Annotated in this window: 13 protein-coding genes and 3 tRNA genes; 14 read left to right on the top strand and 2 right to left on the bottom strand. The window is 61.0% G+C overall.

All coding sequences use genetic code 11. The features are described 5' to 3' along the window. The first annotated feature begins 30 nt into the window (after positions 1-30). Positions 31-2,334: a hypothetical protein gene (locus PJE01S_RS20245; RefSeq protein WP_157090406.1), complete on the top strand. Its 2,304-nt coding sequence runs from the start codon at positions 31-33 to the stop codon at positions 2,332-2,334. Positions 2,335-2,793: 459 nt separating this feature from the next. After that, a complete protein-coding gene (gene gph / locus PJE01S_RS20240; protein WP_068835466.1) occupies positions 2,794-3,510 on the top strand; it encodes a phosphoglycolate phosphatase in 717 nt (238 codons plus the stop codon). Between the two features lie 72 nt (positions 3,511-3,582). Here gph and PJE01S_RS20235 read toward each other — a convergent pair whose 3' ends face one another. Next, positions 3,583-4,170: a chalcone isomerase family protein gene (locus tag PJE01S_RS20235; protein ID WP_084389655.1), complete on the bottom strand. Its 588-nt coding sequence runs from the start codon at positions 4,168-4,170 to the stop codon at positions 3,583-3,585. Positions 4,171-4,614: 444 nt separating this feature from the next. Between PJE01S_RS20235 and trpE the strand changes: the two genes are divergently transcribed. From trpE to PJE01S_RS20195, 8 genes are read left to right on the top strand one after another with little or no spacing between them, the layout of a single operon-like run. Next, positions 4,615-6,114, top strand: a complete 1,500-nt coding sequence (gene trpE, locus PJE01S_RS20230) for an anthranilate synthase component I (RefSeq protein WP_068835464.1) — start codon at positions 4,615-4,617, stop codon at positions 6,112-6,114. A gap of 3 nt (positions 6,115-6,117) precedes the next feature. After that, positions 6,118-6,432 (top strand): chorismate mutase, encoded by a 315-nt coding sequence (locus PJE01S_RS20225; RefSeq protein WP_068835463.1) that lies wholly within the window; start codon positions 6,118-6,120, stop codon positions 6,430-6,432. Between the two features lie 12 nt (positions 6,433-6,444). Then, positions 6,445-7,017 (top strand): aminodeoxychorismate/anthranilate synthase component II, encoded by a 573-nt coding sequence (locus tag PJE01S_RS20220; RefSeq protein ID WP_174548569.1) that lies wholly within the window; start codon positions 6,445-6,447, stop codon positions 7,015-7,017. 58 nt (positions 7,018-7,075) lie between these two features. Beyond that, positions 7,076-8,122 (top strand): low-specificity L-threonine aldolase, encoded by a 1,047-nt coding sequence (gene ltaE, locus PJE01S_RS20215; RefSeq protein WP_068835461.1) that lies wholly within the window; start codon positions 7,076-7,078, stop codon positions 8,120-8,122. A 12-nt stretch (positions 8,123-8,134) separates the two neighbouring features. Continuing rightward, entirely contained in the window at positions 8,135-8,800 is a 666-nt protein-coding gene (locus tag PJE01S_RS20210) for a LysE family translocator (RefSeq protein ID WP_068835460.1), read from the top strand. A 43-nt stretch (positions 8,801-8,843) separates the two neighbouring features. After that, positions 8,844-9,899, top strand: coding sequence for an anthranilate phosphoribosyltransferase (gene trpD / locus PJE01S_RS20205; RefSeq protein ID WP_068835459.1), 1,056 nt, complete (start codon positions 8,844-8,846; stop codon positions 9,897-9,899). A gap of 5 nt (positions 9,900-9,904) precedes the next feature. After that, positions 9,905-10,711, top strand: coding sequence for an indole-3-glycerol phosphate synthase TrpC (trpC, locus tag PJE01S_RS20200; RefSeq protein WP_068835458.1), 807 nt, complete (start codon positions 9,905-9,907; stop codon positions 10,709-10,711). A 9-nt stretch (positions 10,712-10,720) separates the two neighbouring features. Then, positions 10,721-11,452 carry a uracil-DNA glycosylase gene (locus tag PJE01S_RS20195; protein WP_068835457.1) on the top strand — a complete coding sequence of 244 codons (732 nt, stop codon included), beginning with the start codon at positions 10,721-10,723 and terminating at the stop codon, positions 11,450-11,452. A gap of 82 nt (positions 11,453-11,534) precedes the next feature. Here the strand turns inward: PJE01S_RS20195 and PJE01S_RS20190 are convergent, their stop codons facing one another. Continuing rightward, the gene (locus PJE01S_RS20190) at positions 11,535-12,641 is read right to left on the bottom strand and encodes a patatin-like phospholipase family protein (RefSeq protein WP_068835456.1); all 1,107 of its coding nucleotides are present in this window, start codon (positions 12,639-12,641) and stop codon (positions 11,535-11,537) included. A gap of 315 nt (positions 12,642-12,956) precedes the next feature. Here PJE01S_RS20190 and PJE01S_RS20185 point away from each other — a divergent pair. The 4 genes from PJE01S_RS20185 to tuf all read left to right on the top strand — a co-directional run. Further along, positions 12,957-13,042: transfer RNA gene (locus PJE01S_RS20185), tRNA-Tyr, on the top strand. Between the two features lie 99 nt (positions 13,043-13,141). Next, positions 13,142-13,215: transfer RNA gene (locus tag PJE01S_RS20180), tRNA-Gly, on the top strand. Between the two features lie 80 nt (positions 13,216-13,295). Next, positions 13,296-13,370, top strand: a tRNA-Thr gene (locus PJE01S_RS20175). 79 nt (positions 13,371-13,449) lie between these two features. Then, positions 13,450-14,418 (top strand): elongation factor Tu (gene tuf, locus PJE01S_RS20170; RefSeq protein WP_068835455.1); only part of this gene is annotated, 969 nt, incomplete at its 3' end.

The raw sequence follows: 14,418 nt of genomic DNA, 5'->3' as shown, positions 1-14,418 counted from the left end.
CTTCAGATAAAGGCATCCTCCTCCACACCAATGTCTAACGCCGAATCCATCGAATCCAGTGACCGCCAAACAGCGGGCAGCAAAGCATCGCCACCTGCAGGCCTGAGCTTGTTTAACCGTGGGCGTAGAGCCTATTACGTCGGGCTAAACCGCGCAATCAGAACGTGGAACGTGTGGTGGCACGTAATTTTGGCTTTGGCCGCCCTTTGTGTCATGGCGGTAACGCTCACATATTGGGCTCCGGCGCTACAGCTTGCGGTTGGGGAGATACAGTCTGGCCGCCTCGCTCCGCTCCAAACTCTGCTGGTTACCATTGGCGGCTCGTTCATTGGGGCGACCGCCATCGTCTCGGCGATGCTGATGTATGCCCTGCAAGTAAATGTTGAGCGAATGCCACACAAGTTGTTTCGGCGACTCAGTACCGACCGAAAAATTCTGCTGGCATTTGTTGGGACTTTCTCGCTGGCTGCCTTGGTCTCAGCTCTGTCAATGGTGGTTACACAGCAGGATTTCGTACTTCCGCTCTTCACGGCATTCTGGGCCTCCGTCTTGATTCTTGTCCTGTTTGGCTTTGCGTATCGACGCACGCTAGACCTGGTCAGCCCCAATTTTCAACTCCTATTTCTCGTCAAAGAAGTCGAGAGAGAATTCGCTCGTTGGGGCAAGCACGCAGACCGGATTTCGCGTAGCGCGCCTGCCTCCAGCAGGCCTGATGATGCCTCGATGTCTAGTTCCTTGGACGTGGTTCGTATTCAGTTTTTTCAGAATTTCCCGCACTGGACCCAACGGGCAGACGAAGCACTGTTCTACGCCCTCAGCTTTGCATCTCGCTACGCTCAGAAGGGAGACTACGGTGTAGTTACCTCCTCCTACAGCGCTGTCGTGGCTATTCACGCCTTCTATTTGAAGGCAAAAGGGCGAACGTTCGTTGCGGCCAATGGATTTCTGGATAGTCCGTTAATAAGCGACGCGCTCTTGAGTGACACCCTTGAGTCGCTACGACAGATTCACCGAGAAGCTGTTACGCAAGGAAATGAGCGATTCATCGAGGCTACCTTGCAGGTCATGGCGAATTTGGCTGAGCTCTACCTGAGTATCGATTACGCATCCCCGTACGTCACGGGAAAGACACATGCCAATTTAGCTGCGCACTACTTGGCTGATTCAATCAAGGAAGTCATTCCGCACAACCGGCCTGATGTCCTTATGAAGGGGGTTCGCCTTCTCGGTCGCCACGCGCGGCTGTGCTCGGCCAATGGCGATAAGGACAACATCTCGCAGTTGTCAGAACGAATCTCAGAAATTGCTTTGGTAGGCGTTGTTCGACAGGACCAGATGCCGGTGACAGTTTCTGCGGTGGGGGAACTGGCCAAGCTCACGCTAGGATTGCTCCAATCCACAAGCAAGCAAGACCTGAGATTCCCCTTGCTTGAGGTTCGACGGGATATACAGCGAGTAGCGATGCTGGTTGTCGAGCGCACTAAGGATGAATTGCTTGGAAACCGACACAGCCATGCGCTGGGCGGTGTCTACTCGCCAATGGACCCTGTGGCGTTTCCCGGGATGCTGATAACGCTCGCGAAGCAGCTCCTAAACGCCGAGGAAGACGACCAGGCCGCACAGCAAATCATCCGCAACATTCAAGCTTGGTGTGACCAGCTGTATCAGCCTCAAAAGGAGTTACTTCTTGTAGCGACAGCGACCAAGTCCGGTCTCGTTTTCGAGATGATTTACTGGATTACGACCGTAACCCAAGTTCTGGCTACGCTGGCCAACGCCAAAGCTTGTCCGCCTTATTCACGTGAGGAATTGCAGAAGGCCGCTCAATGGCTGGTTAGCACGGTCTCATGGCTACCCCACGACGAGGAGTCCTCGAAGCATCTAGCGAACTACCAGATTCATGAACGATTATTCGAGTGTGCGATGTCACTGCACGCCAGTGGCTGTGATGACGTTGCAGAAACCGTTGCTGGTCTCCTGGTCTCCTGGGCTTTCCGTGCCGGACGCCACAAAGATGGCTGGGGAACCCTTGAAAGCTCGCTTTACTGTGTGGCGGTTTTGTCTATGAGGCCCGAGCTGCAACCAGCTACCTCCCTAGCGAAGTTAGCAGCTTGCATGGCCAAGTACCAGGTCCCCCAAGACATTTTGGACAGAACTGCTCGTGACATGCGAACCGAAGCCCAACCACAGTTCTATGACCGCCACCTTTCGGGCGTTGAGCATGCGATGTCCCTTGAAGACCCTGTAAAACTGTCTACGACCTTAATCGCAATCGCGAACATGCTGTCGCCGGGCACGGCTGCTGAGCCAATTCGCTCAAAGAACTTCCATTAAACGGACCAGCGACCTTAACAGCACTCCCCCTCAGGAAGATGCCCCGGGATATTCCGACCTCGAACCACTCAGTTGCGCATGCACATCCTGCAAAACATCGAAGAGCGGGGGCACCCCCGATAAAACATCGACAGGAACCCTGGCAACAATCTTCCTGTATCCCCCTTCAGGCAACGTTTTCGGTGGGACCTATTGGATAGTAAAACCGCGGGAGTCGTTCAATCAAAACGGTTCTCCTCGACAATCCGAAAAATAAGGAGGAATCGGCATGAGCGCTCGCAGTCCACTTGACGAATTGGATGACAAGGTAAATGACGACCTTTACAGGAACGGTGGTCAGTTTGCACCGGTATTCGCAAAACCATGCCCATTCTCGCGTCGAATACGCGGCTGTTGTGAACTCTATTAAGTGCGCTCCGCTTAAGATGAAGCGTTTGTTGTGAACTCTATTACTTTGTTGTGAACTCTATTAAGTTGAACCAAGACCGTTTTGATGCCGCCATCATCGACCTCGATGGCACCATGGTGGACACCATGGGTGATTTTGTTGCCGCGCTTAACCTGATGCTGGGCGATCTTGCGCTGCACGGCCTGGCGGGCCTTCCGCTGGAGGCGGCGACGGTCAGCCGCATGGTCGGAAAAGGCTCGGAGCATCTGGTGAAATCAGTGCTCAATCATGTTCAGACCCAGGCGAAACATGCATCGGAAGCTATTGATTTGGTAGCGCATTATGAACCGGCCTACGCCAGTTACCAGCGGCACTACGATGCCGTCAATGGTCGCCATTCAGCACTCTATCCCGGCGTTCTGGAAGGGCTGTGCGGCTTGCAGGCACGTGGCTTGCCGCTGGTGTGCCTGACCAACAAGCCGGCCGCCTTTGCGCGCGCTCTGCTCAAGCTCAAGGGCCTGGACGGTTTTTTCCGTGAGGTATTCGGCGGGGACTCGTTCGAGCGCAAGAAGCCCGATCCCTTGCCTTTGCTGAAGGCCTGTGAATTTTTGGGTACGCGACCCGCCCGCACCCTGATGATTGGCGACTCCAGCAATGACGCCCAGGCCGCGCGGGCCGCCGGCTGTCCGGTGGTGTTGGTGAGCTACGGCTACAACCACGGCGAGCCGGTGCGCGCGGTGGATGCCGATGGGTTTATCGACTCACTGGCTGAATTGCGGCGGCAATGACAACGGGGCCTGCGCCCCATCAAATCCCGTGACGCCCCACCAAACATCAGGCGGTCCGCCTCGGCGTCCGCTTCAGGCGGCTTTGCCGAGCAGGGCGTCCTTGAGTTTCCAGTCGGCCGGTTGCGGGCCCAGCCAGATGCGCATCAGGGCGTTGAAAAATTCAAGCTCCTTGAAGGGCTCGCCCTGTGGTTTTCCCTTGACCGTGATGATGGTGCCCGTGCCGGGGATCCAGTCAATGCTGAAGTTTTCGCCGGGCAGCAGTTTTTTCTGGTCGGCAAATATCTGGCCCATTCTGATCAGGCCGGGGATCAGCTTGGACATTTCCCCCTTCGGTGTGTTTTCTTCAAAGCCTTTGGTGAAGGCTTTGCCCAGCTCATTGGAGTCGATCTCGCGCAGCAGCGTGATGCTGATGCGCTTGGGGCCGGTGGCGGCATACACCTCCTCCGGCGTGGCGGCTTTCTTGCCGAGATACAGGCCGGCGACATAGACCTTGAACACCGCTTTGTAGCGGATGCCCGCGCCATTGAGCTGGAGTTTGGCGCCATGAATGTCGAGCGGATCCTCGAGCTTGATGCCGGAAATCTCCACCGGAGCGGCCAGGATGCCGAGTGACAGCAGCAAACCCGCCAGGCCCGCCATGCATCGCGTTGTCAAAGTCATGAGAAGTCTCCAAAAATGATTCTTGAAATAGAACGACCGTTCGTTTTTGCAAGTTCATTGTGAAGGCGGCCGTCCTTTGCCCGCAACAGGGTTTGCGAGATGAGCATTAGTACCAGTGCCGGTTTTTCCAGCTTTGCGCCTGGCGGGCAGGAGGGCCCGGCTCTTTGCTACACTTTGGGCAACATGTTCATGCATCGCATCATTCAAACAGGTTGTGCAGGCCGGGGAGCCTGGCCCTGGCGTACCTGTCATTTCTCGCACGCCTGAGGCGTTCACGGGTCAGCCGATTTGTGCGGAACCCGTGCTTTTGCCGCAGGTCCTGCGTCATCCCGATTTTGATGCGCTCTTGCGCTACGCAAGAGCACCCCGGCCCCGGACTTCGGGGCGTTTGAATGACAGGTGGCGACGTCTTTAGCACGTTGCCCACCGGCGAAGGACCCCATCGTGATTACCGAACTCGAATTCAAAAGCCTGGCCAGCCAGGGCTACAACCGCATTCCGCTGATGACGGAGGCGTTTGCCGATCTCGAAACCCCGCTCTCGCTCTACCTCAAGCTCGCGCATTCCAAAGACGGCGGCAAATTCAGCTTTCTGCTGGAGTCGGTCGTCGGTGGCGAGCGCTTTGGCCGCTACAGCTTTATTGGCCTGCCTGCCCGCACCTTGGTGCGCGCCTCGGGCTTTGGCGCCGACATGCTGACCGAGGTCGTCACCGATGGGCGCGTCGTTGAAAGCTCGAGGCTCAACCCGCTCGATTTCATCAGCGATTACCAAAAACGTTTCAAGGTCGCGCTGCGCCCCGGCCTGCCGCGCTTTTGCGGCGGGCTGGCGGGCTACTTCGGCTACGACACGGTGCGCTACATCGAGAAAAAACTCGAAGCCTCCTGTCCGCCGGACACCCTGGGCTGTCCTGACATCCTGCTGCTGCAATGCGAAGAGCTGGCCGTGATCGACAACCTGTCGGGCAAGCTCTACCTGATCGTCTATGCCGACCCGGCCCAGCCCGAGGCCTATGCCAACGCCAAGAAGCGCCTGCGCGAGCTGAAAGAGCAGCTCAGGTATTCGGTGAGCGCACCGGTGGTCAAGCCTTCACAGGGCTACCCGGCCGAGCGAGAGTTTGCCAAGGCCGACTACATTGCCGCCGTGGTGCGTGCCAAAGAGCTGATCGAGGCCGGCGACTTCATGCAGGTGCAGGTCGGCCAGCGCATCAAGAAGCGCTACACCGAGTCGCCGCTGAGCCTGTACCGCGCGCTGCGCGCGCTCAATCCCTCGCCCTACATGTACTACTACCACTTTGGTGATTTCCATGTGGTGGGGGCGTCGCCCGAGATTCTGGTGCGTCAGGAAAAAACCGAAGAAGGCCAAAAAATCACGATCCGCCCGCTCGCCGGCACCCGGCCGCGCGCCTCGTCGCCCGAGGCCGACAAGGCCGTCGAGCAGGAGCTGGTCAACGACCCGAAAGAGCGCGCCGAGCATGTGATGCTGATCGACCTGGCGCGCAACGACATAGGCCGCATCGCCAAGACCGGCACGGTCAAGGTGACGGAAGCCTTTGCCGTCGAGCGCTACAGCCATGTGATGCACATCGTGAGCAACGTCGAGGGCGTGCTGCTCGACAACATGAGCAGCATGGACGTGCTCAAGGCCACCTTCCCGGCTGGCACGCTGACCGGCGCGCCCAAGGTCCATGCCATGGAGTTGATAGACCAGCTCGAGCCGACCAAGCGCGGCCTCTACGGCGGCGCCTGCGGCTACCTCAGCTATGCCGGCGACATGGACGTGGCGATTGCCATCCGCACCGGCATCATCAAGGACCAGACGCTGTACGTGCAGGCGGCCGCCGGCGTGGTGGCTGATTCGGTGCCCGAACTCGAATGGAAAGAAACCGAAGCCAAGGCGCGGGCCCTGCTGCGGGCTTCCGAGCTGGTCGAGGAAGGACTGGAGTAAGCCATGACCACCCATCCCAATGTCCAGCACTGCGACACCATGGCCGATGTGCGCCGCCACATCGACGCCCTCGACGACCGCATCGTGGCCCTGCTGGCCGAGCGCGGCGGCTATGTGGCCCAGGCCGCGCGCATCAAGCAAAGCGCGGACCAGGTGTACGACCAGGCGCGCATCGACTTCATCATCGAGCGCGTGCGTGCGCAGGCCCGTGAGGCGGGCGCACCCGAGGCCGTCATGGAAGCGACCTACCGCGCCATGATTGCCGCGTTTATTGACTTTGAGCGCGGCGAATTCAAGCGCCTGCGCCAGGAGGGCTGAACCATGAAGCGCATGAAACTCTTGATGATCGACAACTACGACAGCTTCACCTACAACATCGTCCAGTATTTCGGCGAGTTGGGGGCGGAGGTGGAAGTTTTCCGCAATGACGAGATCACGGTGGCGGACATTGCCGCACGAGCGCCGGACCTGCTGGTGGTCTCGCCTGGCCCGTGCTCGCCGGCCGAAGCCGGCATTTCGGTAGCGGCGATCCAGCACTTTGCCGGCAAGCTGCCCATCCTGGGCGTCTGCCTGGGCCACCAGAGCATAGGCGCGGCGTTTGGCGGCAAGATCATCCGGGCCCGGCAGCTGATGCACGGCAAGACCAGCGTGATCACCACCACGCGGCAAGGTGTGTTTGCCGGCCTGCCGGAGCAGTTTGTGGTGAATCGCTACCACTCGCTGGCGATTGAAAAATCGTCTTGCCCGGACGTGCTGGCGGTCACCGCTTGGACCGACGACGGCGAGATCATGGGCGTGCGGCACAAGGAGCTGCCGATTCAGGGCGTGCAATTCCACCCGGAGTCCATCCTGACCGAGCACGGCCATGCGATGCTGAAGAATTTTCTGGAGCAGCGCACATGAGAGATGCTATTTATTTGATAGCTTCTTGCGCTCGTATTTCCTTGGCTGGAGGCTGAAAATGGTTTCAGTAGTCGATCTTCGCAGCGATACCGTCACCCAACCCACGACGGCGATGCGCGCCGCCATGCTGGCCGCGCCGCTCGGCGACGATGTGTTCGGCGACGACCCCAGCGTCAACGCGCTGCAGGAAAAAATCGCCGCCCTGCTGGGCTTTGAAGCCGCGCTGTTTGTGCCCACCGGCACGCAGAGCAACCTCTGCGCCATCCTGAGCCATTGCCAGCGCGGCGACGAGTACATCGTCGGCCAGATGGCGCACTGCTACCGATGGGAAGGCGGCGGCGCTGCGGTGTTCGGCAGCGTGCAGCCGCAGCCGCTGAACCACCAGGCCGACGGCACGCTGTCCCTGGCCGACATCGAGGCGGCGATCAAGCCCGATGACGCGCATTTCGCGCGCACCCGCCTGCTGGCGCTGGAAAACACGCTGGGCGGCAAGCTGCTGCCCTTTGATTATGTGCAGCAGGCGACGCGCCTGGCGCAAGCCAAAGGCCTCAGCCGCCATCTCGATGGTGCGCGCCTGTTCAACGCCGCCGTGGCGCAAGCCGCGCAAATCGGCAGTGACACAAAAACTGAGGCGCGCCGCATCGCCCAGTGCTTCGACAGCGTCTCGGTCTGCTTCAGCAAAGGTCTGGGGGCGCCAGTGGGTTCGGCGCTGTGCGGCTCACGCGAACTCATCTCGCGGGCGCACCGCATCCGCAAGATGGCGGGCGGCGGCATGCGCCAGGCCGGCATGCTGGCGGCGGCGGCCTCTTATGCACTGGATCACCACATAGAGCGACTGGCCAACGACCACGCCTTGGCGCAGCGCCTGGCTGAGGGGCTGGCGGGGATTGAGGGCTTGCAGGTCGAAGCGCCGCAGACCAACATCCTGTTCGTCGACCTGATGGGCGCGGCCAAGGAACAATCCGCGGCGCTGCTCAAGCACTTGGCGGATCACGGCATCCAGGCCACCGGCCTGTACCGCCTGCGCTTTGTCACCCACCTGGATGTGGATGCCGCAGGCGTGGACCGCGCGGTGGCGGCGATCCGTCAATTCTTCAAATCCTAGAGGAGCGCGTGCATGGGAATCGATCATCTGCTGTTTTTCGTGGCGGCCGGTCTGCTGCTCAACCTCACGCCAGGCCCGGATGTGCTGTACATCGTCACCAACGCCTTGCGTTCGGGCGCCCGCGCCGGGGTGGCGGCGGCGCTGGGCATCACGGCGGGCTGCTTTGTGCACATCTTTGCCGCGGCCATAGGCGTGAGCGCCTTGATGGCGGCCTCCGCCACCGCCTTCACCGTGCTCAAATGGGCCGGGGCGGCCTACCTAGTGTATGTGGGCCTGCGCCTGCTGCTGGCGCGCCGGCCTCGTGAAGGTGCGCCGGGCGCTATGACTTTGGTAGCTGATGACGCCCGTCCTTCGCGGGCTTCGACCCTGAAAAGCATATTTTTTCAGGGCTTCTGGACGAATGCACTCAATCCCAAGGTGGCGCTGTTCTTTCTGGCCTTCGTGCCGCAGTTCATCGCCCCCGGCGTGGAGAACAAGCCGCTGGCGTTTTTGCTGCTCGGCCTGCTGTTCAATTTCAATGGCCTGTGGGTCAATATCGGTTGGGCGGTGGCGGCGGCCTGGCTGGCAAAACGCGTGGGCGCCGTCCAGCGCGGAATGCATTGGCTGGAGCGTGCGGCCGGCTTGATGTTCATTGGCTTTGGCCTGAAGCTGGCCTTTTCCGATAACCCGGCGACTTGACGACCCAAGACCCTGTCCAAAGAAACAAGTAAGGAGAGCCCCCATGCCGAACACCCACAAAATCACCCCGCAGGAAGCGCTGCAACGCACCATCGAGCACCGCGAGATCTTTCACGACGAGATGCTGCACATCATGCGGCTGATCATGAGCGGCGAGATGTCGCCGGTGATGATGGCGGCGCTCATCACCGGCCTGCGCGTCAAGAAGGAAACCATAGGCGAAATCACCGCGGCCGCCCAGGTGATGCGCGAGTTCTCCACCAAGGTCCATGTCGCCGATAAAACCCATATGGTCGATATCGTCGGCACCGGCGGCGACGGATCGCACACCTTCAACATCTCGACCTGCTCCATGTTTGTGGCCGCGGCGGCCGGCGCCAAGGTCAGCAAGCATGGCGGGCGCAGCGTCAGCAGCAAGTCGGGCAGCGCCGACGTGATCGAGTCGCTGGGCATCAACATCAATTTGCCGCCCGAAGCCATTGCCCGCTGTATCGAGCAGGTCGGTGTGGGTTTCATGTTTGCGCCCAACCACCACCCGGCCATGAAAAACGTCGCCCCCGTTCGCAAGGAGCTGGGCGTGCGCACCATCTTCAACATCCTGGGCCCGCTGACCAACCCGGCGGGCGCGCCCAACATCCTGATGGGGGTGTTCCATCCCGACCTGGTGGGCATCCAGATCCGGGCGCTGCAGCGCCTGGGGGCCGAGCACGCCCTGGTGGTGTACGGCAAGGACGGCATGGATGAAGTCAGCCTGGGCGCCGCCACGGTGGTCGGTGAGCTGAAAAACGGCGAGATCAGCGAATACGAGATCCACCCCGAGGACTTCAACCTGCCCATGGCCAGCAACCGCGCGCTGCGCGTTGAGACGCCCGAGCAGTCCAAGGCCATGCTGCTCGGCGTGCTGGACAACCAGGCCGGGGCGGCGCGCGACATTGTCATTCTCAATGCCGGCGCGGCGCTCTATGCTGCCAACGTCGCTGATTCGATGCGAAACGGGATTCATCTGGCAAAAGCCGCCCTGGAGTCCGGTGCGGCCAAGGCGCGCCTGCAGCAGCTTATTTCAACGTCCCAAACACTGGCCGCCCAAGCGGCAGCCTGAACACCATGTCTGACATCCTGAACAAAATTGTTGCCGTCAAGCGCGAAGAAGTCGCCGCGGCGATCAAGAAAAAGCCCCTGGCCGCCATGCGCGAAGACGCCGAGTCGCGCGTGCTCACGCGGGACTTTGTCGGCGCTCTGCGCGCCAAAATCGCCGCGGGCCAGCCGGCGGTGATTGCCGAGATCAAAAAAGCCAGCCCGTCCAAAGGCGTGCTGCGCGCGGATTTCATTCCGGCCGATATTGCGCAGAGCTATGCCGAGGGCGACGGGAAAATCAGCGCGGCCTGCCTGTCGGTACTCACGGACAAACAATTTTTCCAGGGCAGCATTGACTATTTGAAGCAGGCCAGGGCCTCGTGCAGCCTGCCGGTGCTGCGCAAGGATTTCATGGTCGACGCCTACCAGGTGTATGAGGCGCGCGTCATGGGCGCCGACTGCATCTTGCTGATTGCCGCCTGCCTTGACGATGCGCAGATGACGGCGCTGGAAGCGCTGGCCATGTCGCTCGACATGGCGGTGCTGGTCGAGGTGCATGACGAGGCCGAACTGGACCGCGCGCTCAAGCTGAAAACCCGACTGATAGGCATCAACAACCGCAACCTGAAGACCTTTGAGGTCTCGCTGGACACCACCTTGGGCATGCTGGGCCAGGTGCCGGCGGACCGCCTGCTGGTCACGGAATCCGGCATTGCGACGCCGGCCGATGTCAAGCGCCTGCGCGAGGCCGGGGTCAACGCCTTTTTGGTTGGCGAGGCCTTCATGCGTGCGGAAGAGCCCGGGCTGGCCCTGGCCCAGTTGTTTGGCAGCCAGTAGGCGGCTTCCATGAACCAAGCGCTTGACCCCTTGATGACGGGCGCGCCTGACCGCTTGACCGGCGCAGACCCCGCGGCCTGGCCCGTGGCACCCGGTTGGCGGCCCATCACGGATTCCTTTTTTGCCAGTGCTACCGGCCAGAAACTGCTGGGCTTCCTGCGCAGCCGGCTGGCCGAGAACGCGACGATCTTTCCGCCCCGGCCGCTGCGGGCGCTGGAACTCACGCCGCCTGAAGAGGTGCGCGTCGTCATTCTGGGCCAGGACCCGTACCACGGGCTGGGCCAGGCCGAGGGACTGGCTTTTTCCGTGGCACCGGGCGTGCCCTTGCCGCCGTCGCTGCGCAACATCTTCAAGGAATTGCAGCGCGACCTGGGTACGGCGCCGCCCACGTTCCCGGTGCCGGGTGGAAGCCTGGCGAAGTGGGCGACGCACGGTGTGCTGCTGCTCAACACCTGCCTGACGGTGGAGGAGGGCCTTCCGGCCAGCCACGCCGGCCAAGGCTGGGAGGTGCTGACCGATACCGTGATCCGGCAGGTCTCGCAGGGCGATCACCCGGTGGTGTTCATGCTGTGGGGCGCCCATGCCCAAAGCAAACGGGCGCTGATCGACGCCGGCCGTCACAGGGTGCTGGTGGCCAACCATCCGTCGCCGCTGTCGGCGCTGCGGCCGCCGCTGCCCTTTATCGGCTGCGGGCATTTCTCGCAGGCGCGGGAATGGCGCGACCTGCATCAAAAAGGCTGAAAGCCGGGGCATTTGCTATCGTTTTGATAGCTTCTGACGCCCGTGTCCTGTGGGTAAGCTGCCAAAAACTCCCGGGATTCGGCTAAAACTCCCGCGGAAGGCTGCCCACGTAGTCCCGGTGGATATCGACGGTGCTCTGCCGGCCCAGGGCCTCAAAGTGGCGGCGCAGCCAGCGTTTGGCGGCGCCCTGGCCCATTTCAAACAGTTTTTCGATCATGGCCGTGTCGGCGGACATCTTGCTGGACGAAGGCATCTCTTCCAGCGCTTCGCCGCCGTCGATGCGGTGCAGCAGCAGGCTTTTGTATTTCACGCCTTCCTGCAGGCGCCCGTCAGCCAGTAGCCGGTTGATGAAATCGATGGTGCGCATCTGGGACAGCAGGCTGGCATTGAAGGTCAGCTCGTTCACGCGGTCCATGATGTCGTGCGGCGTTTGCGGGATCTCGGGGCGCTTGAGCGGGTTGATCTGCACCACGATGATGTCGCGGCTGCTGCATTCGCTGATGAGCGGCAGCAGCGCGGGGTTGCTGGAAAAACCGCCATCCCAGTAGGGTTGCCCGTTAATTTCCACGGCCTGAAACAGCGTTGGCAGGCAGGTGGAGGCCATCACCGCTTCCAGTGTCAGGTGCTTGCCAAAAAAAATCTCGGCCCGGCCGGTGGTCACATGGGTGGCCGAGACAAAGACTTTCGGGGCTTGCAAGGCCGCAATGCCGGCAAAGGCGATTTCCGCCTGCAGCAGTTTGCGCAGCGGGTTGATGTCCAGCGGATTGGACTGGTAAGGGGACATCCATTGACTCATGGTGTTTCCGAAAAAGTTGGTGCCCACTTTCTCGGAAGGCCAGCCTCCCATCAGCATCTTGCTGATGCTGTCGGCCATCGAGCCCAGGCTCCCCATGGCCGCGACACCCTGCCAGATTTTGGCCAGTGAGGCGCGCGCCGCTTCCCTGGGCTTGGGTGTCGGGCTGCCGTCCTGCGCAGGCGCGAATCCGTGTGCCAGCGCCACGGCATTGACGGCGCCCGCACTGGCGCCGCTGATGCCGTCGATCTCAATGCGCTCATCCTGCAGCAGGACATCCAGCACGCCCCAGGTGAAGGCGCCATGGGAGCCGCCGCCCTGCAAGGCCAGATTGACCCGGCGCGGGGAAGCTGTGACTGGTTCTGCTGATAGGGGGGCGGGCGGCAGGGAATTCATAAGGCGCTTTTTGACAGGCGGGCGGTTGACTCGGCGTAAGTGAGGTCTGGAAGCCGTCAATATCGAGCAACTACCATGCCCGCGCGGCCTCAACAAGCCCAATCTTTGACGGGGAGGGCGATGAATCTTCCATCATGCCTGAAGGCCGGTGGCGGTTGAAGGCGGCCAACAGGCCGGCACCTTGGTGTCAGGCGTGAAGCGTTGGCATGTCTTTAAAGCGCCTGAAACCAGGGCTCCCGCAATTTTTAGTGTTTTTACTGTCGAGCTTCGTGGCCTCCGACATAAAACCGTGGCATAATCCGAGGTTCTCTCAAAGGATGGGTGCCCGAGTGGCTAAAGGGGGCAGACTGTAAATCTGTTGGCTAACGCCTACGCTGGTTCGAATCCAGCCCCATCCACCAGAATCTTGTTGATTCTGGCGAGTGAAAACGCAAGGCAAGTGTCGTAAGCTTGCCTTGGGTTGTGAGGTAATTGAGTGAGAGTTGATTTGGCAGAGCTGCGCGGGAGTAGTTCAATGGTAGAACCCTAGCCTTCCAAGCTAATGACGCGGGTTCGATTCCCGTCTCCCGCTCCATAGGGGCTTGGTTGCAGGCTTTTATGGGTTCTGTTGGTTGATTTTCGCCGGGTTGCCGTGTGAAGTGTGTTTTGAGTTCAGCCCATTTGGCTCAGTGGTAGAGCACTCCCTTGGTAAGGGAGAGGTCGCGGGTCCGATTCCCGCAATGGGCACCATATTTGAGCTGGCGTAGCGAGGTTTGTGCTACGGCTGGCTGTCGGTGTTAACTGGTTTTGTAACTTTTCGGAGTTGAAAATGGCAAAAGGTAAATTCGAGCGGACCAAGCCGCACGTCAACGTCGGCACGATCGGCCACGTGGACCATGGCAAGACGACCCTGACGGCGGCCATCGCCACCGTGTTGGCAGCCAAGTTCGGCGGCGAAGCCAAAGGCTACGACCAAATTGACGCGGCGCCCGAAGAAAAAGCCCGCGGCATCACCATCAACACCGCCCACGTCGAATACGAGACGGCCAACCGCCACTACGCGCACGTCGACTGCCCCGGCCACGCCGACTATGTGAAGAACATGATCACCGGCGCCGCCCAGATGGACGGCGCCATTCTGGTCTGCTCCGCCGCTGACGGCCCCATGCCCCAGACCCGCGAGCACATCCTGCTGGCCCGTCAGGTCGGCGTGCCCTACATCATCGTGTTCCTGAACAAGTGCGACATGGTCGACGACGCCGAGCTGCTCGAGCTGGTCGAGATGGAAGTGCGCGAGCTGCTCGACAAGTACGAGTTCCCCGGCGACGACACCCCCATCATCCACGGCTCCGCCAAGCTCGCCCTCGAAGGCGACAAGGGTGCCCTGGGTGAAGAGGCCATCATGAAGCTGGCCGAGGCGCTGGACACCTACATTCCCCTGCCAGAGCGCGCCGTTGACGGCGCCTTCCTGATGCCCGTGGAAGACGTGTTCTCCATCTCCGGCCGCGGCACCGTGGTGACCGGCCGCGTCGAGCGCGGCATCATCAAGGTCGGCGAGGAAATCGAGATCGTCGGCATCGCCGACACCCAGAAGACCACCTGCACCGGCGTGGAAATGTTCCGCAAGCTGCTCGACCAGGGCCAGGCCGGCGACAACGTCGGTATCCTGCTGCGCGGCACCAAGCGCGAAGACGTGCAGCGCGGCCAGGTGCTGTGCAAGCCCGGCTCCATCAAGCCGCACACGCACTTCACCGGCGAGATCTATGTCTTGTCCAAGGACGAAGGCGGCCGTCACACG

The organism is Polaromonas jejuensis NBRC 106434 (assembly GCF_001598235.1).
Lineage (GTDB): Bacteria > Pseudomonadota > Gammaproteobacteria > Burkholderiales > Burkholderiaceae_C > Polaromonas > Polaromonas jejuensis.
This window is presented reverse-complemented; position numbering and strand designations above follow the sequence as displayed.